General features: G+C 70.7%; 12 protein-coding genes. 9 read left to right on the top strand and 3 right to left on the bottom strand.

Annotation, left to right across the window (positions count from 1 at the left end):
• The first annotated feature begins 341 nt into the window (after positions 1-341).
• The 7 genes from AC6JA9_RS33610 (at position 342) to AC6JA9_RS33580 (ending at position 8,370) form a co-directional block, all read left to right on the top strand.
• Positions 342-3,917, top strand: coding sequence for a protein kinase domain-containing protein (locus tag AC6JA9_RS33610; protein WP_223782049.1), 3,576 nt, complete (start codon positions 342-344; stop codon positions 3,915-3,917).
• 240 nt (positions 3,918-4,157) lie between these two features.
• A complete protein-coding gene (locus AC6JA9_RS33605) occupies positions 4,158-4,814 on the top strand; it encodes a 2-hydroxychromene-2-carboxylate isomerase (protein ID WP_483578580.1) in 657 nt (218 codons plus the stop codon).
• A 92-nt stretch (positions 4,815-4,906) separates the two neighbouring features.
• Entirely contained in the window at positions 4,907-5,554 is a 648-nt protein-coding gene (locus tag AC6JA9_RS33600) for a hypothetical protein (RefSeq protein WP_223781696.1), read from the top strand.
• A gap of 66 nt (positions 5,555-5,620) precedes the next feature.
• Positions 5,621-6,817 carry an acetyl-CoA C-acetyltransferase gene (locus AC6JA9_RS33595; RefSeq protein ID WP_223748541.1) on the top strand — a complete coding sequence of 399 codons (1,197 nt, stop codon included), beginning with the start codon at positions 5,621-5,623 and terminating at the stop codon, positions 6,815-6,817.
• 32 nt (positions 6,818-6,849) lie between these two features.
• A complete protein-coding gene (locus tag AC6JA9_RS33590) occupies positions 6,850-7,068 on the top strand; it encodes a hypothetical protein (RefSeq protein ID WP_141323581.1) in 219 nt (72 codons plus the stop codon).
• 217 nt (positions 7,069-7,285) lie between these two features.
• Positions 7,286-7,489 (top strand): hypothetical protein, encoded by a 204-nt coding sequence (locus AC6JA9_RS33585; RefSeq protein WP_046715756.1) that lies wholly within the window; start codon positions 7,286-7,288, stop codon positions 7,487-7,489.
• 143 nt (positions 7,490-7,632) lie between these two features.
• Positions 7,633-8,370, top strand: a complete 738-nt coding sequence (locus AC6JA9_RS33580) for a DUF1751 domain-containing protein (RefSeq protein WP_223748542.1) — start codon at positions 7,633-7,635, stop codon at positions 8,368-8,370.
• A gap of 10 nt (positions 8,371-8,380) precedes the next feature.
• Here the strand turns inward: AC6JA9_RS33580 and AC6JA9_RS33575 are convergent, their stop codons facing one another.
• The gene (locus AC6JA9_RS33575; RefSeq protein ID WP_141323539.1) at positions 8,381-10,018 is read right to left on the bottom strand and encodes a sigma-54-dependent Fis family transcriptional regulator; all 1,638 of its coding nucleotides are present in this window, start codon (positions 10,016-10,018) and stop codon (positions 8,381-8,383) included.
• A gap of 141 nt (positions 10,019-10,159) precedes the next feature.
• On the opposite strand from AC6JA9_RS33575, the gene AC6JA9_RS33570 reads away from it, so the two are divergent.
• Positions 10,160-11,035: a dioxygenase family protein gene (locus tag AC6JA9_RS33570; protein WP_267699752.1), complete on the top strand. Its 876-nt coding sequence runs from the start codon at positions 10,160-10,162 to the stop codon at positions 11,033-11,035.
• 33 nt (positions 11,036-11,068) lie between these two features.
• Entirely contained in the window at positions 11,069-11,683 is a 615-nt protein-coding gene (locus AC6JA9_RS33565) for a YceI family protein (protein WP_223748544.1), read from the top strand.
• Positions 11,684-11,846: 163 nt separating this feature from the next.
• Here the strand turns inward: AC6JA9_RS33565 and AC6JA9_RS33560 are convergent, their stop codons facing one another.
• A complete protein-coding gene (locus AC6JA9_RS33560) occupies positions 11,847-17,891 on the bottom strand; it encodes a DUF6982 domain-containing protein (RefSeq protein WP_497958376.1) in 6,045 nt (2,014 codons plus the stop codon).
• 119 nt (positions 17,892-18,010) lie between these two features.
• Positions 18,011-19,450 carry a peptidase MA family metallohydrolase gene (locus tag AC6JA9_RS33555; protein ID WP_141323531.1) on the bottom strand — a complete coding sequence of 480 codons (1,440 nt, stop codon included), beginning with the start codon at positions 19,448-19,450 and terminating at the stop codon, positions 18,011-18,013.
• Positions 19,451-19,472 lie beyond the last annotated feature (22 nt).

The raw sequence follows: 19,472 nt of genomic DNA, 5'->3' as shown, positions 1-19,472 counted from the left end.
GTTGCACCTGCCTGGATGTGGGTGTCGCCTGCCCGACTCAACCTCCGAAGTCCCGATGCGCGGGACAAGTGCTGGCGGATATCAGGCCGCCTGCCTGGGCGGTGGGGGGCAGGGGTTTCTTCCGTGTCGTCGGAGCGTGTCCCGATACATGGAAACGTGATATTCCATCGACTTCTGGATTCTGCCGACCTTCCGGTCCCGCCTTCGTGAGCGACGAAGAGAAGACAACCGTCCTGGACGAGCGCAGCCGTCCTCCGAGCAGCACGTGGGGGGAGCGCATCCGCACGCCCGTCACCCTGCCGGGGGACGCCGCGGGCGTGCGACGCTCGTTGGAGCTCGGAATGGTGGTGACGGGCCGCTACCGGGTGGAGGGCCTCTTGGGCGAGGGCGGCATGGGCCGCATCTGGCTGGCGGAGGACCTGCACGAGCGGCGCAAGGTCGCGCTCAAGGAGATGCAGGTCCCCGCGGGGCTGACGGCGGCGAAGACGGAGGAGCTGGTGCTGATGTTCCGGCACGAGTTCTTCGCGATGAAGAAGCTGCAGCACCCCGGCACGCTGAAGGTGTTCGACTGGGGGATGACGGAGGCCGGCAACCGCTTCATCACCATGGAGGTGGTGGACGGGCAGGACCTGAGCACCCTGGCGCGCGAGTCCCCGCTGGACACGCGCACGCTGTACCGGGTGCTCCTCCAGATGGCGCAGGTGCTGGCGTTCATCCACTCGCGCCTGTACGTGCACTGCGACATCAAGGCGAGCAACGTGCGCATCACCCGCTCCGGCGCGGTGAAGCTGATGGACTTCGGGGTGATGCACCAGCTGGGCACCCCGAGCCCCGGCAAGCTCAAGGGCACGCTGGAGTACCTGGCCCCCGAGTGGCAGCGTGGCGCGAGCATCGACGGGCGCGCCGACCTCTACTCGCTGGGGGTGATGGCGTACTACCTGGTGACGGGGAAGCTGCCCTTCAAGCGCAACACGCCCGCGGCGCTGCTCGCCGAGCACCTGACGCGGCCGCCGCCCAAGCCGTCCTCGCTGGGGCCGGTGGACCCGCAGCTGGAGGAGATCATCCTCCTGCTGTTGGCGAAGGACCCGCGCGAGCGCTTCCAGGACGCCGCCGAGCTGATGGAGGCGCTGTGCCACGCCAGCGGCGAGCCGATGCCGGAGGAGCCCCTGTCGGCGCGCTCCAGCTACCTGCACGTGCCGGAGGTGGTGGGGCGCGCGGCGGAGCTGGAGTCGCTGATGAACGGGCTGGCCGAGGCGGACTGGGGCCAGTCGCGCGCGGTGCTGCTGGGCGCTCCGGCGGGCGTGGGCAAGACGCGGCTGCTGCAGGAGTTCGAGCTGCAGGCGAAGCTGGCGGAGCTGCCGTTCGGACGGGGGCAGTGTCGCGCGGAGGGGCAGGCGCCGCTGACGCCCATCGCGCAGGCGCTGCGCGCGCTGATTCCGCACACGCCCACGGAGGTGATGGAGCGGCTGTCGCCGAGGCTCTCGAGGCTCCTGCCCGCGATGTCGGCGGAGGGCTCGGGCGTCGCGCAGGTGCCGGGCGAGGAGAAGCTGGGGTTCTTCGGCGCGCTGGCGGAGTGGGTGCAGGGGCTGGGCAAGCGGATGACGTTCGTCCTGTGCTTCGAGGACCTGCACTGGGCGGACACCGCGTCGCTGGAGGTGCTCAACGTGCTCATCCGCGCGCTGCACGGCACGCGCGGCATGGTGGTGTGCACGTTCCGCTCGGGGGAGCTGAGCCGGCTGAGCCTGGCGTTCCAGACGGTGGACGAGAAGCTCACCTGGCGCATGGATCTGGAGCCGCTCGGGGCCGAGCACGTGGGCACGTTGGTGGGGCTGGCGCTGCCGGGCCTGGAGGTGCCGGAGAGCTTCGTCGCGCGGCTGCACGAGACGACGGGGGGCAACGCGTTCTTCGCCACGGAGTGTCTGCGCGCGCTGGTGGAGGAGGGCGCGCTGACGCGCGTGGGTGGACGCTGGACGGCGGAGGAGGGGCTGGACACGCGGCCCTTGCCCGCGAGCATCCAGGCGGCGGTGCTCGAGCGCCTGTCCTCCGCGCCGGTGGAGCAGGTGTCGCTCTTGAGGCGGCTGGCGCCGGCGGGGCGCAGCCTGGAGCTGCCCATGGTGCGGGCGCTGGCGGACCTGCCGGAGTCGGAGCTGTTCGCGGTGCTGGATGGAATCGTGGAGCGGCAGTTCCTCCAGGAGGAGGAGGGCCGGTACGTCTTCACGCACGACACCGTGCACCAGGCCGTCTACGACAGCATGTCGGAGGACGAGCGGCGCGCGGCGCACGCGCGGGTGGCGCTGGCGCTGCAGACGCTCTACTCGCAGCGGCCGGACCTGACGCGCACGGTGGGGTGGCACTACCTGCGCTCGTCGGAGCCGGAGCTGGCGATCGGTCCGTTGCTGGACGCGGGGCGCGCGGCGATGGAGGCGCAGGCGTTGCTGGAGGCGACGCTGCTCTTGAAGGAGGCCTCCACGCTGCTGGAGTCCGCGCCGGACTTCCCGGGGCGCGACAGGCTGCTGTTGCGCATCTGGGTGACGCTGGTGGAGGTGGGCTACGCGAGTGACCCGCCCAGCTCGCTGGCCTTCGCGGAGAAGCTCTTCGCGCACTGGGCGTCGACGGTGGACCTGGAGGAGGGGCGGCGGGTTGCGCTCGCGCAGCTCGACGGGGCGTGCTCGGCGCCCGAGGACGAGCGGCCGGCACGCCTGAGGGAATTGTTCCGCGAGCGCGAGGCGGACGCGCAGGTGGCGCCGGCGGACATCTTCTGGAAGCAGGCGGAGCTGCGCATCCTCCAGGCGATGGCGCTGGCCATCGTCGGGCGCACGAAGGATTTGGACGCGTTGCTGGAGCGGGTGCGGCGCGAGCAGCCGGAGGTGTCGCCGTACCGGGCCGCGACGTTGTTGGCGCCGGCGGTGCTCAGCGCGTACACGGGCCGCTCGGCGGGGGTGGTGGAGGCGCAGTTCGAGCAGCTCACGCGGCTGCGCGGGCTGCGCGAGGTGATGGGCCGGCTGCCTCGGCGCCTGGCGTGGGCGTTGGGGATGGGTGGCTACATGATGAACATGAACCTGGCGCTGCGCGGCGAGCCGCTGGACGCGCAGGCGACGCGGGATGGCTACGCGGTGGCGGAGGCGCACGGCTTCACGGACGTGCGGGCCTTCCACCTGTTCACGGTGGTGACGCGCGCGGCGTTCACGGGGGATGCGGCGGCCTTCGTGCCGGCGTTCACGGAGAAGAGTGACCTGGTGCGCCGGCTGGGCAACCCCCGGTTGATGGAGCGCAACCTGGCCATCTTCACGCCGCCCTACTATCTGGAGCGCGGCGAGCACGAGCACGTGGCGGCGGTGGTGGCGCGCGGCGAGGCGCTGGCGCGGGTGCTGCCGGAGGACCGCTGGTTGCAGTGCCACGTGCAGACGTACCAGGCGTGCCGGGACGTGCTGTTCGAGGACGCGGCGGCGGTGCGCCAGTCGCTGCCCCGGGCGCTGGCGGCGGCGCGTGAGAGTGGCCTCCGGATGGAGACGCTCTTGCGCGTCTACCAGTCGCGCTTCGAGCGCGAGCAGGGGCACCTGGAGGCGGCGCGCGAGGCGGCGCAGACGGCGCTGTCGCGGTCGATGGACCCGGTGCTGGCGAATCCCTGGGACGAGGTGCTGGCGCGCCGGGCGATGGCCGCGCTGCTGCCGGGCGAGGACGGGCTGACGCACCTCAAGCGCGCGCTCGCGCTGGCGGAGCTGACGGGCAACGTGTTGCAGGTGGGGCACGTGCGCCTGGCGCTCGCGGAGCGGGCGATGACGATGGACGCGGCGGTGGCGGAGCTGACGGCGGCGGAGACGGCCTTCACCGAGGCGCGGGCGTCGAACCTGCTGGCCCAGGCGACGTCGCTGCGTGGCGCGCTCCAGCGCAGCGCGGAGTCCCGACGGAGCGCTTGAGACGGCTCGCGTGAAGTGACCGCATCATGGACGGAACGCTCCGGCAACGTGCGGGCGCGCGAGCCCACGTGAAACGCAGCACCGCTGAGGGAGCACTGCGCGCTCTGGCAACGCACGGGACGCGATGCTCTCTTGGAGGGGTGTGGTGCCGCGCTGCGCGGGAGCCGGAAGGTACGCCGCCTCACGTCACGCGCAGGTGTCACGGCGAACAGCCGGCGCCAGGAGGGTAGAGTGCGCGGCATGGCCCTCCCGCCCCTGCGCTTCTGTTTCGACTATCTCTCCCCCTACGCCTACCTCGCGTGGACGCGCATGCCCGCCCTCGCCGCGCGCCATGGCCGCGTGCTGGAGCCCGTCCCCGTGCTGCTCGCGGGCGTGCTCAACGCCACCGGCAACATCGGCCCCGCCGAGGTCCCCGCCAAGCGCGGCTATATCTTCAAGCACACCTTCCGCATCGCCCACGAGCTGGGCGTGCCCTTCGGCCCCCCTCCCTCGCATCCCTTCGTCCCGCTGCTCCCGTTGCGCGTGACGGCCGCCGTAAATGACCTGGAGGCCCGCGCCCGATTGGTGTCGGCTCTCTATGCGGAGGCCTGGGGCGGCGGGAAGGGCGTGGAGTCGCCCGAGCAGGTCACCGTGGCCCTCCGCGCCGCGGGCCTGGATGCCCCCGCGCTGCTCGAGGCCGCCGGCCGCCAGGACATCAAGGACCGCCTGCGCCGCAACACCGAGGAGGCCATCGCCGCGGGCGCCTTCGGCGTGCCCACCGTGCTCGTGGGCGACGAGCTGTTCTTCGGCGTCGACTCGCTGGGGCACCTGGAGCGCTTCCTCGAGGGCAAGGATCCGCTCAAGGGCGTGGACCTGGAGCGCTGGCGCTCCCTGCCGTCGACCGCCTCCCGACGCTGAACGCGGGTGGTGCGAAAGCACCTGGAGTTTGGGCTAGGGTGCCCCGCTGGCCCAAGCCCCAGGGGCGGGCCACGTCTCCAGGTGCTCACCGAATGAACGTCCTCGCCGAGCTGGGCATCGTCGTCGCGGGTCTCGTGCTCGCCATCGTCCTCCTGGCGCTCAACTTCTGGCGCGCCGTGCTGTTCCTCTTCCCCCACACGGTCCGCGTGGAGCCCGAGGCGCCCGCCGACCAGATGGACCTGCCCCTGGAGCTGGCGCAGGTCTCCATCCACCTGCAGGCCCTGGGCTTCGTGGCGCTCGGCAGCCACGAGGAGAAGCCGCCGCTCCAGAAGGCCACGCGCTCCTACGACTGGGCCCACCCCACCGAGCGCGTCTTCGCCACCGTGTACCAGACGGCGGACGGCGAGCCCCGGCTCTACTTCCTCACCCCCCTGGCCCCGGAAGGCTTCGTCATCACCGCCGGTTATCGCCGGCCCGCCCTGGATGTGCCCGGCGTCTACCGGAGCGGTTCACTGGAGGACGCTCCACCGGAGCGTCTGCTGCGCGCCCACCTGCGCCGCATGGAGGGCCTGACGCCCGCCAGCGACTTCTCGTGGGAAGGTCGGGTGGAGGCCGGACGTTCCTGGTATCGCGGGCTCGGCCGGAAGGAGATCCGCCGGCAGAACCTGCAAGGGCTGTTGTGGACGGTGATGGCGCTTGCCATCGTCGCCAGCGCCTTCCTGGGACGGCGCGCGGCCTGAAACCCCGCCAGGACCATCACTGCGCGCGTGCACCGCGCGCCCCTTGGGAGTAGGTAGACGAGCACCATGAAGAGCGTGTCCAAGACCGAGGAAATCTTCTTTCTTTCCGGCAAGCGCACCCCGTTCGGCACCTATGGCGGCAGCCTGAAGGACCTGAGCGCCACCGACCTGGCCGTGGAGTCCGCGAAGGCCGCTTTCGCCCAGTCGAAGGTGTCCCCGGAGCTGGTGCAGCACGTCGTGTACGGCAACGTGGTGCAGACGAGCGCGGATGCCATCTACCTGCCCCGCCACGTGGGCCTGAAGACGGGCGTGCCCGTCCCCGTGCCGGCCCTGGGCGTCAACCGCCTGTGCGGCTCCGGCTTCCAGGCGTTCGTCACCGCGGCGGAGCTGATGCTCACCGAGCAGGCGAGCTGCGTGCTGGCCGGCGGCACCGAGTCCATGAGCCAGGCGCCCCACGTCATCCGCGGCGCGCGCTGGGGCCTGCCGCTGGGCAAGGGCAGCCTGGAGGACATGCTGTGGACGGCGCTGACGGACAGCTACACCGGCCAGCCCATGGCGCTCACCGCCGAGCAGCTCGCGGTGGACTACGCGCTCACCCAGGACCAGGTGGACGAGTACGCGGTGCTCACGCAGAAGCGCTTCGCCGCCGCGCAGGAGGCGGGCCGCTTCCAGGATGAAATCGCGCCCATCACCCTCAAGGGGAAGAAGGGCGACGTCGTCGTCTCCAAGGACGAGCACAACCGCCCGGAGACCACGGTGGAGGGCCTGCGCAAGCTGCCCAAGGTCTTCAAGAAGGACGGCGTGGTGCACGCGGGCGCGGCCAGCGGCATCTGCGACGGCGCCGGCAGCATGGTGATGGCGACGGGCAGCTTCGTGCAGAAGCACGGCCTGAAGCCCATCGCCCGGCTGGTGAACTGGGGCGTGTCCGGGTGTGACCCGAAGGTGATGGGCATCGGCCCGGCGCCCGCCATCCGCCAATTGCTGGAGCGCGCGCAGGCGAAGCTCTCCGATGTGGACCTGTTCGAGGTGAACGAGGCCTTCGCGCCCCAGTACCTGGCGGTGGAGAAGGAGCTGGGGCTGCCGCGCGAGCAGACCAACGTCAACGGCGGCGCCATCGCGGTGGGCCACCCGCTGGGCGCGTCCGGCGCGCGCATCACCACGACGCTCGTCTATGAGCTCAAGCGTCGCGGTGGACGCTATGGTATCGGCTCCGCCTGCATCGGGGGCGGTCAGGGCATCGCCGTGTTGGTCGAGGCGCTCTGATGCCCGAACACGACTTCCAACCGGGACGCGAGATGACGAACGAGGTGGATGCGAAGACGGCCCGCGAGCGGGCCAAGGCCATCGCCGAGCAGCGTCGGGCGGAGCGCCGCAACCGCAAGCGCAAGTGCGTCGTGTGCGGCGTGGAGGAGAGCGACAAGACGCCCCTCACCGCCCACCCGGAGGGCATCGGCCCGGCCTGCAAGGACGAGGTCTCCTGCCAGAACCGCCGGGCCGCCGCCTCGCGCCCGTGACCCGACACGGGGCCTGGCGGGGCGTCCACCCGCGCGAGGCCCTCGCCCGCAGCGCCGCCACCCGTTGTCGACTGCGTGACGGTGGGAGCCCTGGCGCCACGCGGGGTCGGGGTGGGGCCGCCAGGACCGCTCAAGGCCGGTAAATCGGGCCCGTTTCTTGATAGCGGAATCGTCTCGGGGTAAACGTCCAGAATCTCAGCTTGAGACGAGGGTCGGAATGGGCGTTACGAGCTTCACGGGAGTCAAGGTGTTCTCCACCACGCTCGCGCGTGATCGCGAGAACATGGGTGAGAACATCACCAAGTGGCTCAAGGAGAATCTGGTCAACATCGAGGTGGTGGACAAGGTGGTGACCCAGTCCTCGGACAAGGAGTTCCACTGTCTGACCATCACGATTTTCTACCGCGCGAAGACGGCCTGATTCGGCGGTTCTCGACGCTGGACGTCGACGTACGAGGGCGCTCTCCCGGGACCGGGTGGGGCGCCCTTCGTCGTTTGGGGTTGCGAAGCCGGCGGGGTTCCACCACCTTTGGTCGACTTGTCGAGCCCGTAGTGGAGGAATGAATGCGACCGATGCGCAGCTTCGGCGGCCGGGGTGGCGGTGGTGGGGTCCCCGGCCTGGAGACCACGGCGTCCAAGCTGGCGGTGGGCCTGGTGGCGGGCTCCGTGCTCTTCCTGGTGCTGCGCTACCAGGGCGCGGGCAACAGCCTGCTCCTGCTGCTGTCGCCCAATACCGTCTTCGGCAACCTCTTCCTCTGGCAGCCCTTCACCTACGCCTTCATCGAGAGCGAGCCGTTCAGCATCCTCTTCGGCGCGCTGCTCTTGTGGTCCATCGGCGGGTGGCTGGAGAGCTACTGGGGCTCGAAGCGGCTGTTGATGGTGGCGGTGGGCTGCACGGCGCTCGCCGGCTTCGTGCTGGGCGTGGTGGGGCTCTTCATGCCGCTGCCGGCGGGCTACCAGGGCGGCTGGGTGATGGGCTCGGTGCTGTGGGTCGCCTACGGCCTGGTCATCGGCAAGGGGCAGACGAACTTCTGGGGCATCCCCCTGTCGGGCAACGCGTTCGCCGGCATCGGCGCGGGCTTCGTGGTGCTGCGCGTGCTGACGGCGGGCTTCTTGAGCCAGCTGCCGCACGTCGTCGCGCTGCTGCTGGTGTTCGCCTACGTCAAGGGCGCCAGCCCCAAGCGGTTCATGCTGCAGCTGCAGCACTGGCGGCTGCAGCGACAGCTGAAGGACCGCTCCAAGCACCTGCACGTGGTGGGCAGGAACAAGGACAAGCCGGACCGCGACCAGTATCTGAACTGAGCCGAAGGGCTCAGTGGGCCGCCTCCGGGTGGCCGTACTGCTTGAGCTTGCGGTAGAGCGTGGCCACGCCGATGTCGAGCTGCTCGGCGGTGCGCGCCCGGTTGCCCGCGTTCTGCGCCAGCACCGCGAGGATGTACTCCTTCTCCATGTCCTCGAGCCTGCGCGGGTTGCCGCTGGGCATGAGGCTGGGCGGCGCGGCGCGGACCTCCTCCGGCAGGTCCTCGCGCTCCACGCGGCTGCCCTCGCACAGGGCCACCGCGCGCTCCAGGGCGTTGCCCAGCTCGCGCACGTTGCCGGGCCACTCGTAGCGCAGGAGCTGGTCGGCCGCGTCCGGTGACAGGCCCGACACCTTGCGGCCCAGCCGCTCCGCGGCCTCGGCGAGCAGCAGCCGGGCCAGGGGCAGGATGTCCTCGCGCCGCTCGCGCAAGGGGGGGATGCGCAGCTCGATGACGCGCAGGCGGTAGTAGAGGTCCTGGCGGAAGCGACCGGACTTCACCTCCTCGCTCAGGTCGCGGTTGGTGGCGGCCACCACGCGCACGTCCACCTTGCGGCTGGTGTTCTCTCCCACGCGCCGCACCTCCTTCTCCTGCAGCGCGCGCAAGAGCTTGGCCTGCATGGAGGCGGGCACCTCGCCCACTTCATCCAGGAAGAGGGTGCCGCCGTGCGCGGCCTCGAAGAGGCCCGGCCTGTCGTGGGTCGCGCCGGTGAAGGCGCCCTTCACGTGGCCGAACAGCTCGCTCTCCAGGAGGCTCTCGGTGACGGCCGCGCAGTTGACGGCCACGAAGGCCTTGTGCGCGCGCGTGGACTCGTCGTGGATGAGGCGGGCGATTCTCTCCTTGCCCACGCCGCTCTCGCCGGTGACGAGCACCGTGGAGTCCACCTTCGCCGCGCGGCGGCCCAGGTTGATGACCCGCTGCATGGCCTCCGCGCGCGCCACCATGCCGGCCGGGTCCTCCGTCACGCCCACCCGCGCGAGCGACTGGCGCTTGGCGCGCAGCTTGCGCTCCGCCTGCTTCAGCGCGTCCGTCACCTGCGCGAGCACGCCCTCCATGCACTGCGTCTCGTAGAAGCGCAGCACCTCCTTGCACTCGGTGGTCCACTCCTCCGAGGGGCGGCCGACGATGTGGCACGCCGCGTCCCCCTGGCCCACGCAGCGCAGCTCCGTGCAGTAGATTTCCCGGCCGTTGACGTAGCTCATGTACCCGGACGCGAAGCCGGTGAGGCTCCAGCACACCGGGTGGTCCGCGCGGCCCAGGTGCAACAGGTGCTGCTCGGCCTCGTACGAGTCGCGCCACTGCGCCTCGGCGAAGGGCTCCGGGCCCTCCTCGGGCTTGCGCTCCATCCGCTCCACCCGCACCTGGCCCTGCAGCGTGTGCAGCCGCCCGCCCGCGCGGCGCCACAGGGACTCATCCGTCCAGGGCACCGCCCCCTTCATCGCCTCCGCCGTGCGCCAGCCGTGCGCGTAGCCCAGCCGCGTGAAGATGCCCCGCGCGGCCGTCATGCCCATCAGGTTCACCAGCTCCTTGCGGAGCAGTCCCAGCGCCACCGGGTCCATGAGCAGCACCCGCTGCCCCGCGAAGTGGATGAGCCCGCCCCCCGGTTCGAAGGACAAGAGCTCGCCCAGCCCCAGCTCGAATTGACCCGCCACGGTGTCCCGCTCCTTCCAAAGTGATGCCTCTCTCTATCGTTTTGAGATGTTTCCTGCACGACAGGTTGTGGGGTGGGAGTCATTTCAGGGGGTTGGAATCCCGGGGACGTTGGTCCTGGGGTTGCAGTAGAAGGCGCCATCATGGGAGGCGGCTTGGACAGGCGAGGAGTGCTGCAGGGCATGGCGGCGGCCGGGGTGGCGGGCGCCCTGGGCACGGGCTCCGCGAGCGGGCAGGCGAAGGCCCCCGCGCTCTTTGTCTCCCATGGCTCGCCGATGGTGGCGCTGGACACGGACGCGTACCCGCGGGCGCTCAAGAGCTTCGGTGAGGGCGTGTCCACGGCGAAGGCGCTCGTCGTCGTCTCCGCGCACTGGGAGACGCCCGGCGAGGTGCGCGTCACCGCCAGCGAGCGGCCGCCGCTCGTCTATGACTTCCACGGTTTTCCGAGCGCGCTGTACCAGCTTCGCTACGCGGCGCCGGGCGCGCCCGCGCTGGCCACGGACGTGGTGGGCCGGCTGAAGTCCGCGGGCCTCGAGGCCGTCGCGGACGGCGAGCGCGGGTTGGACCATGGCGCGTGGATACCGCTGCTCCACACGTTTCCACGCGCGACGTTGCCGGTGGTGCAGGTGTCGATGCCGCTGGGCGCGCGCGCGGCGGACATCGCGAGGATGGGCGAGGTGCTGCGGCCGCTGCGTGAAGAAGGCGTGCTGCTGATGGGCAGTGGTGGCATCGTCCACAACCTGCGCCGGGTGAATTTCCGAGAGAAGGATGCGTCCCCGGAGCCGTGGGCGCAGTCGTTCGACACGTGGGTCGCGAACAAGTTGGAGGCGCGCGACTTCACGGGGCTTCAATCATGGTTGGATGCACCCAATGCGACGCTCGCGCATCCAAGGGCCGAGCATTTGTTGCCGCTGTACTTCGTCCTCGGAGCCGCCCTCCCCGAAGACCGCATCACCCCCGTGTTCGAGGGCTTCCATCACGGAACCTTGTCCATGCGCAGCTTCGCGCTGCGCGCCTGAACCCGCAGTTCATCATTCGAGGAGCACACCCCTATGAAGACGACCCTGAAGAGCGCGATTGCCCTGCTGGTGGCCCTGCCGTCCCTCGCCTTTGCCGCCACGTGGGACGTGGACCCGGCCCACTCCAGCGCGGGCTTCACCGTGAAGCACATGATGGTGTCGAACGTGACGGGCTCGTTCAACATCAAGCAGGGCGCGGTGAACCTGGACGACAAGGACATCACCAAGTCCACCGTGGAGGCCACGCTCGACGCGGCGACGGTGAACACGGGCAACGCCAAGCGTGACGAGCACCTGAAGGCGCCGGACTTCTTCGACACGGCGAAGTACCCCACCATCACCTTCAAGTCGACGAAGGTGGAGAAGGCGGGCGAGGGCAAGCTGAAGGTCACCGGCAACCTGACCATGCACGGCGTCACCAAGCCGGTCGTCCTGGACGTCACGGGCCCGTCGAAGGAGTCGAAGGACCCCTGGGGCAACACCCGCACGGGCGTGTCCGCCACGACGAAGCTGAACCGCAAGGACTTCGGCCTGACCTACAACACGGCGCTGGAGACGGGCGGCGTGGCGGTGGGTGAGGAAGTCACCGTGAACCTGGACCTGTCCCTGACGAAGAAGGCGGATGCCGCCGCCCCCGCGAAGAAGTAGTCCGCGGGTCGCTCGACAACGACTGACGTGAATGAAGGGCCTCCACGGTGTGGGGGCCCTTCTTCGTTTCGTGCGTGGGCGCTTCGTGTCGGCGCGCGCGCGGAAATGAAAGAGGGGCCGCCACGGTGGTGGGGCCCCTCGGGTGTGGCTTTCGTGGAGGGCTTCAGCCCTCGGCGACGGCCTGCACGCTGGCGCGGTAGATGAAGATGCGCGCGGTGTTGGTGCGCTGGTCGGCGGGGACGACGAAGAAGCCCGGGGTGGTGCTCTTGAAGTCCTGGGAGAAGCCCGCGACCTGGCGGCCGTCGTTGAAGGTGACGCGAATCTTCTGGCCCTCGGCCTGGGGCTGACGCGCGCCGGCGGGGAGCATGAAGAAGATGGCCTTCACGCGCTTGCCGGGAATCTGCTCCGGGGCGAAGCCGCTCTGCTGCTCCAGGGAGATGACCTCGTCGAGCAGGTCCGCGTCGCGGATGGTGCCGCGCTTCACCTGGCCTTCCACGGTGTGGATGATGACGCGGTGTTCGCCCTCGATGAACGAGGTGATGGAGTCGGCGTGCAGGGGCACGGCGGCGGCGAAGAGCGGCTCCCTCACGGCGGCGAGCGGCTGCGGGCTCGAGGCCAGGGAGGGCGTGGCTCGCGCGGGAGGCGCGGGGTAGGGCGAGCGCAGGGCCGCGCTCATCGCCGCGGCGGCCACGGCGGTGGCGGGCGTCGGCGTGGGCTCGGGGGCCTCTTCCACCAGCTCGATTTCGGCGAGCTCCTGTTCTTGTTCCTGCTCGAGCTCGACGGGGACCTCCTCCTCGATGGAGGCGGAGAGGTCCGTCGCGGGGGCGCCGAACGCGTGGCCGTTCTGGGCCTGCCAGGAAGAGGCGGGCGCGGCGGGCTGCTCCTCGGCCCAGGAGACCTCCTCGGCCTGGATGGGCTCGGCTGGGAGCTGCTCGGTGGCGGAGAGCTCGACCATCGGCTCCACGTCGACCGGGGCCTCGCTCCACTCGGCCTGCGCGTTGGACGGCTCCTCCGTGGCGGTGTTGTTCCAGGTCGACGAGTCCTGGGCGGAGGACCACTCGGACTGGACGGCGTCGGCCGGGAGCTCTTCGGTGGTGGACCACTCGGGCTGAGCCGTGTGGGGCGCGTCGGTCGAGGACCACTCGGCCTGGACGGCGTCGGCAGGGAGCTCTTCGGTGGCGGACCACTCGGGCTGAGCCGTGGGGGGCTCGGTCGAAGCAGTGGGCTCTTCAGAGAGGACGGCGTCGGCGGGGAGCTCTTCGGTGGCGGACCACTCGGGCTGAGCGGTGGGGGACTCTGCGGCCGACGCGGACCAATCGGTCTGCACGGCGTCCGCCGCAATCTCCGGCGTCGCGGACCACTGGGACTGTTCGAAGGGGGCCGCCGTGGCGTTGGCGGACCACTCGGCCTGGACGGCGTCCGCGGGAAGCTCTTCCGTCGTGGAGGCCCACTCCGGTTGCGCGGCAGTTGACGAGGCAGACCAGTCGGTCTGCACAGCGTCTGGGGCAATCTCCGGCGTGGAAGCCCACTCGGGCTGCGCCGCGTCCACGGGAATCTCTTCGGTGGCGGACCAGTGGGGCTGAGCGGCAGGAGCCTCCGTCGAGGCTGCGGACCAATCGGACTGCACGGCGTCCGCAGGGAGCTCTTCCGTGGCGGACCACTCGGGCTGCACCGTATCCGCGGGAAGCTCTTCGGCGGCGGCCCACTCGGGCTGCGCGGCAGGCGCCTCCGTCGAGGATGCGGACCAATCGGTCTGCACGGCGTCCGCGGGAAGCTCTTCTGTCGCCGCCCACTCGGGCTGCGCGGCGGGAGTTTCCGCGGAGGTCTCGGACCAATCGGACTGCACGGCATCCGCGGGAAGCTCTTCGGTGGCGGCCCATTCGGGCTGCGCGGCGGTCGACGAGGCAGACCAGTCGGTCTGCACCGCGTCTGGAGCAAGCTCCGACGTGGCCGCCCACTCGGGCTGCGCGGCTGGAGTCTCCGCGGAGGTCGCGGACCAGTCAGTCTGCACCGCATCCGCGGGAAGCTCTTCGGCGGCAGCCCACTCGGGCTGAGCGGCGGGAGTCTCCGTCGAGGTGGCGGACCACTCGGCTTGCACTGCATCCGCGGGAAGCTCTTCCGTGGCGGCCCATTCAGGCTGCGCCGCAGGGGGCTCCGCCGTGGACGAAGACCACTCGGCCTGCACCGCGTCCGCGGGAAGCTCTTCCGCGGCAGACCAGTCAGTCTGCGCGGCAGGCGTCTCCGTTGATGACGCAGTCCACTCCGTCTGAACGGCGTCCGGGGCAATCTCCGGCGTGGTCGCCCACTCGGGCTGCGCGGCAATTACATCTGTTGAGGAGGATGACTCTGCCTGCACGGCGTCCGGGGCAATTTCCGGCGTCGCCTCCCACTCGGGCTGCGGAGCGCTCGCCTCTGTCGCGGACCACTCGGACTGCACGGCGTCGGCGGGAAGCTCTTCCGTGGCGGCCCACTCGGGCTGGGCGGCGGGAGTCTCCGTCGAGGAAGCGGACCACTCGGCCTGCACGGCGTCGGCGGGAAGCTCTTCCGTGGTGGCCCACTCGGACTGCGCGGTAGGCGTCTCCGTCGAGGACGAAGACCATTCGGCCTGCACCGCATCCGCAGGGAGTTCTTCGGCGGCGGCCCATTCGGGCTGGGCGGCGGGCGTCTCTGTCGACCTGGCGGACCACTCGGACTGCACGGCGTCGGCGGGAAGCTCTTCCGTGGCGGCCCACTCGGGCTGGGCGGCGGGCGTCTCCGTCGAGGTGGCGGACCACTCGGCTTGCACCGCATCGGCGGGAAGCTCTTCCGTGGCGGCCCACTCGGGCTGAGCGGCAGGCGTCTCCGTCGAGGTGGCGGACCACTCGGCCTGCACGGCGTCGGCGGGAAGTTCTTCGGCGGCGGCCCACTCGGGCTGAGCGGCAGGTGCCTCCGTCGTGGACGAAGACCACTCGGCCTGCACGGCGTCGGCGGGAAGCTCTTCGGTAGCAGCCCACTCGGGCTGAGCGGTAGGTGCCTCCGTCGTGGACGAAGACCACTCGGACTGCACGGCGTCGGCGGGAAGCTCTTCCGTGGCGGCCCACTCGGGCTGCGCGGCGGGAGTCTCCGTCGACGTGGCAGACCACTCAGCCTGCACGGCATCGGCGGGAAGCTCTTCCGTAGCGGCCCACTCGGGCTGCGCAGCGGGAGTCTCCGTCGACGTGGCCGACCACTCGGACTGCACGGCGTCGGCGGGAAGCTCTTCCGTGGCGGCCCACTCAGGCTGAGCGGCGGGAGTCTCCGTTGAGGTGGCGGACCACTCGGCTTGCACCGCATCGGCGGGAAGCTCTTCGGTAGCAGCCCACTCCGGCTGAGCGGCAGGTGCCTCCGTCGTGGACGAAGACCACTCGGCCTGCACGGCGTCGGCGGGAAGCTCTTCCGTGGTCGCCCACTCGGACTGAGCGGCGGGAGTCTCCGTCGTGGACGAGGACCACTCGGCCTGCACCGCGTCGGCGGGAAGCTCTTCCGTGGCGGCCCACTCGGGCTGCGCGGCGGGCGTCTCCGTCGACGTGGCCGACCACTCAGCCTGCACGGCATCGGTGGGAAGCTCTTCCGTGGCGGCCCACTCGGGCTGCGCGGCAGGCGTCTCCGTCGATGAGGCAGCCCCGTCGGTCTGCACCGCGTCCGGAGCAATCTCCGGCGTGGCCGCCCACTCAGCCTGCGTATCCGGCGTCTGCGCGGAGGACGCAGACCACTCCGACTGCACGGTGTCCGCGGGAAGCTCCTCGGCCGCCATCCATTCGGGCTGCGCTCCAGGCGACTCCGTCACGGGCGCGGACTCATCCGTCTGCACGGCGTCAGCAGGAAGCTCTTCCGTGGCGGCCCACTCGGACTGCGCGGCGGTGTTCTCCGACGTGTCGTGTGCCTGCTCCGTCTCGGACGCGCTCCACGCGGCCGAGGTCGCGTCCGCCGCGGCGTCGGTCGCCGGGGCCTCTGCTCCCGCCTCACCCGTCGACCACTCCGATGACGTGGTCGCCGCGAGTTCGCCCGCCGAGGCGCCTTCGCTCGTCGCGCTCCACTCGGGCTGTGCCTCGGACGTCGACCACTCGGTCGATGCGGCCTCCGCCGTCTGCTCTCCCGTCGCGTCCCAGGTGGGCTGCGCGGCCTCGGCGTTGGCCGAAGCCCATTCCGGCTGCAGCTCGATGACCTCCGAGCCCTGCGCCTCCGCGCTCCACTCCGCGGAACCACCCTCGGCCGGCGCCTCGCCGGAGGACCACTCCGCGCCGCCCGTCGTCTGTGACGCCATGCCCGCGCTGCTGGCCAGCGGCTCCAGCTCGCTCGACTGCGTGCTCCAGTCCTCCTCCGCGCCGCCGTAGGCCGGAAGGTCCAGGCTGCGCTCCGCCGAGGCGGTGAACTGCCCGGGCTCCAGGAAGTCTCCCGCGGTCGCGAGGGGAACGGCCTCCTCGGGGCTGCCGCTCAGGTCGAACGCATCCTGCGACGCGGGCGCGGCCTCCGTGTCGACCTCGATGGTGTCCGCCTGGAGGTCGGGTCCCACCTGCACGGAGCGAAGCTCCAACGAGGGAACCGTGCTCGAGCTGAAGGGCAGCGGCGTCGTCGAGACCGCCTCCGCTCCAACCTCCGCGACGTCGAGCGTGGGCGACTCGCCCGCGGATGTGCCGTCCTCGCCCGAGGTCGCCTGCGTGGCCGTGGAGGCCATCCACACCTCGGCGTCCGTCGCCTCCTGCGTGGGCTCAGGCTGCGTCGAGGCAGCCGTGTCATCCGTGGACGCGGACACCTCGCTGACGTCGGAGGCGTCGAGCGAGATCTCCTCGGCCGTGCCCGCATCGACGTCCCCAGCCGAGAGCTCCACGGTGGAGGACGACGCGTCGCTCACCTCCGAGGCCTCGAGCACCAACTCCTCCGCCACATCACCCGCGTCGAGCGCGATGGGCTCGGCGGACTCCATGGCGCCGACATCGATGATGTCGTTCGCGTCGGCGACCTCCGTCGGCGAGGACTCGAGTGGATCCACCGCCAGCGGAGCCGAGGCCCACGCCTCGTCCACGGGGGCCGACGAGAGGTCCTCCGCGAGCACCGGCTCGCTCTCCGCCGAGGCATCGAGCAGCTCGACCTCGGACGAGGGAACCTCCACATCGGAGGACTCGAGCGAGGACTCCTCGACGGGCTGCGCCTCCAGCACCGGCGTCTCGGCGACGTCCGGCGTCGTCTCGACCTCCAGGGAGAGGTCGGCGAAGGACGACTCGAGCGAAGACTCGGGCGCCTGCGCGGCGGCCGCGGGCTCCTCCGCGCCACCCAGCGCGCTGAAGTCATCCTCGGCGCTCGTCGGAACCTCCACGGGCGTCGCCGCCTCGGACCCCGACGCGACCTCCGCCTCGGAGACCTCCAGCACGTCCTCGAAAGAGGTGGCGTCAGAGGCGGGCGCGCTGACCTCGGGCGTCGCGGCGGGCGCCATCCACGGCGCGGGCTCGCTCAGCGCCGGGATGTCGATGTCGTCCGAGCTGAGGTGCAGGTTCTCCGGCTCGGCGGCGGGCTGCGGCGCGTAGGCGCTCGGGTCCTGCCCTGCCCAGCCCTGCTGCTGCGCATAGGCCTGGTTCGGATCGTACCCCTGCTGCGCATAGGCCTGGTTCGGATCATACCCCTGCTGCTGCGCGTAGGCCTGGTTCGGGTCGTAGCCCTGCTGCGCATAGGCCTGGTTCGGGTCGTAGCCCTGCTGCGCGTAGGCCTGATTCGGGTCGTAGCCCTGCTGCGGGTAGCCCGCGTAGGCCTGGTTCGGATCGTACGGCTGCTGGGCGTAGGCCTGGTTCGGGTCGTACCCCTGCTGGGCGTAGGCCTGGTTGGGGTCGTAGCCGGCGGGGTAGGCGTACCACTGGCCATCGGCGCCGTAGTAGCCCTGGGCCTGGTTGGGGTCGTAGCCGGCGGGGTAGGCGTACCACTGGCCGTCGGCGCCGTAGTAGCCCTGGGCCTGCTGGGCATAGGCCTGGTTGGGGTCGTAGCCGGCGGGGTAGGCGTACCACTGGCCATCGGCGCCGTAGTAGCCCTGGGGCGCGGCCTCCGGCTGCTGCCACGCGGAGGCGTCGGCGGGCGCATCCTGGATGCCGAGGAGACCACGCAGCTCACCCCAGCGAGCCTCCTCCACGGGAGACAGGCTTCCCAGCTTTCGCTTCTCGTCGAGGAAGCGAAACTCTCTCATTGCCGCGCGCGTGTCCGACATCCGTCACCTTGCTGCGGACGGCGGACTGCCCGGTTACCGTCGCAGCGCAAATGGGGGGGCTGCGAGTGTAGGTGACTCCCGGGGAGGGGTAAACCAAATGGACCGAGCTTGCCCGGCCGCTACCTCTTCTGGACCGACTCCTCGACCTCTTTTTCGAGGTCATCCATGGTCATCCCATAGTGGGTCAGTAACGCCTTCTCGAAGGAGGGCTGCCCCCGGCCCCTGCATACGGCTCGGGTGAGGGTCATCAGGCGGTAGGCCCCCTCACGGCGCATCAGCTCCTTAACCCCCAGTCCGGAGATGTCGTACGCCATCCCCGCGTTCCCCATCCGGATAGGGGGGATCTTCGTCATCGACCGGAGGCTCATGACGCGAACGTCCGACGTGGAGAGGAGGGCGTGAATCTGCTCCATCATGTCCGGGGTGGGGCCCGGGATGTCCAGGTACTTCCACTCCACGAACATGGCCACGCCCTCGCTGAACCACATGGGGAGGAAGGCGGTGTCGAGGTCACCACTGCCGCAGATCTCCGCCATGACGGCATGGACGTACTCATGGACGATGGTCGCCTTGTTCTGGCTGTTCAGTTCGGCGGCGTTGTTGATGTGGATGGCGTTGGTCTTGTAGATGCCCGCGACGCTGTTGGCGACCCTGTCACCGAACACGACGCGGAACTCCGCCGACGTGTAGAGGACGACCGTCACGGGCTGCTCACGCGTCTCGCCCAGGACCTTCTGGACGAAGTGGTGCGCCGTATCGAGTATCTCGACGATGCGGCCCTCGTACTCGGCGCGCTGGGCGAAGTCCCGGTCGTTGTTGAAGTAGGTGATGACGTACCGGCTGTTGGCGCGCACGCGCATGCCCAGGGAGTTCACGCCGGACTCGAAGCCGACGCGCGGCGTGCGCACGCTCATCCCTGGCCGCGTCTCCAGGGCCACGACGGTGGAGTCGTCGCCCGCCTGGGCGCTCGCCGGCCGTGTCTCAGCGCCCCGGGAGGGGGAGCCCCCGAGCTTCTTCTCGATGCGCGACGCCTCCGCCCGCGCCGAGTCCTCCTGCAGCGTCTGCTGCCGCGCCTGCTGGAGCAGCTTCTTCGCCTCCGCGGCCTCGCGGCTGCGCGGGGGCACCTTCTCCAGCGCCGCCTGGGCGCCCGCCGAGTCCTGCTCCTCCAGCAGCAGCTTGCCCAACTCCAGCGGGAAGGCGCCGTCCTTGGGGAAGAGCGTCACGCCCTTGACCAGGGTCGCCTCGGCCGCGGCGCGCTGCTCGGTCTTCCGGGCCGCGCTCGCCAGGCAGCGCAGCGCGGGAGCGGACTCCTGGAACACCACGGCGCGCTCGCCCAGCGAGTACGCCATCACCGCGTCGTCCTTCAGCAGGGCCTGGCAGCCCTTCACGAGCGCGCCGGACACCCCGGCGCGCTGCTCGGGGGGCACCGCCGTCGCGTCACCGGAGGAGAAGGCCAGGTACAGCTCCTCCCAGGCCTTCTGTCCGGAGAGCTCCTTCGCCTTCTGGGCGGGGGTTTGCGGAGTGGCGGCGACCAGCAGCGCGACGAGCAGGGAACGCATGGGCCCAGTATGGCCGACCCCC

The organism is Myxococcus sp. MH1 (assembly GCF_059738865.1).
Note: the sequence above shows the minus strand (reverse complement) of the source record. Positions and strands in the feature narration are given on the sequence as shown.

Bases quoted from the DNA above. Each gene is read 5' to 3' on its own strand.
- AC6JA9_RS33555 (WP_141323531.1), bottom strand. From the start codon at position 19,450: ATGCGTTCCCTGCTCGTCGCGCTGCTGGTCGCCGCCACTCCGCAAACC.
- AC6JA9_RS33605 (WP_483578580.1), top strand. From the start codon at position 4,158: ATGGCCCTCCCGCCCCTGCGCTTCTGTTTCGACTATCTCTCCCCCTAC.
- AC6JA9_RS33565 (WP_223748544.1), top strand. From the start codon at position 11,069: ATGAAGACGACCCTGAAGAGCGCGATTGCCCTGCTGGTGGCCCTGCCG.
- AC6JA9_RS33590 (WP_141323581.1), top strand. From the start codon at position 6,850: ATGACGAACGAGGTGGATGCGAAGACGGCCCGCGAGCGGGCCAAGGCC.
- AC6JA9_RS33600 (WP_223781696.1), top strand. From the start codon at position 4,907: ATGAACGTCCTCGCCGAGCTGGGCATCGTCGTCGCGGGTCTCGTGCTC.
- AC6JA9_RS33610 (WP_223782049.1), top strand. From the start codon at position 342: ATGGTGGTGACGGGCCGCTACCGGGTGGAGGGCCTCTTGGGCGAGGGC.
- AC6JA9_RS33585 (WP_046715756.1), top strand. From the start codon at position 7,286: ATGGGCGTTACGAGCTTCACGGGAGTCAAGGTGTTCTCCACCACGCTC.
- AC6JA9_RS33560 (WP_497958376.1), bottom strand. From the start codon at position 17,891: ATGTCGGACACGCGCGCGGCAATGAGAGAGTTTCGCTTCCTCGACGAG.
- AC6JA9_RS33595 (WP_223748541.1), top strand. From the start codon at position 5,621: ATGAAGAGCGTGTCCAAGACCGAGGAAATCTTCTTTCTTTCCGGCAAG.
- AC6JA9_RS33580 (WP_223748542.1), top strand. From the start codon at position 7,633: ATGCGACCGATGCGCAGCTTCGGCGGCCGGGGTGGCGGTGGTGGGGTC.
- AC6JA9_RS33570 (WP_267699752.1), top strand. From the start codon at position 10,160: ATGGGAGGCGGCTTGGACAGGCGAGGAGTGCTGCAGGGCATGGCGGCG.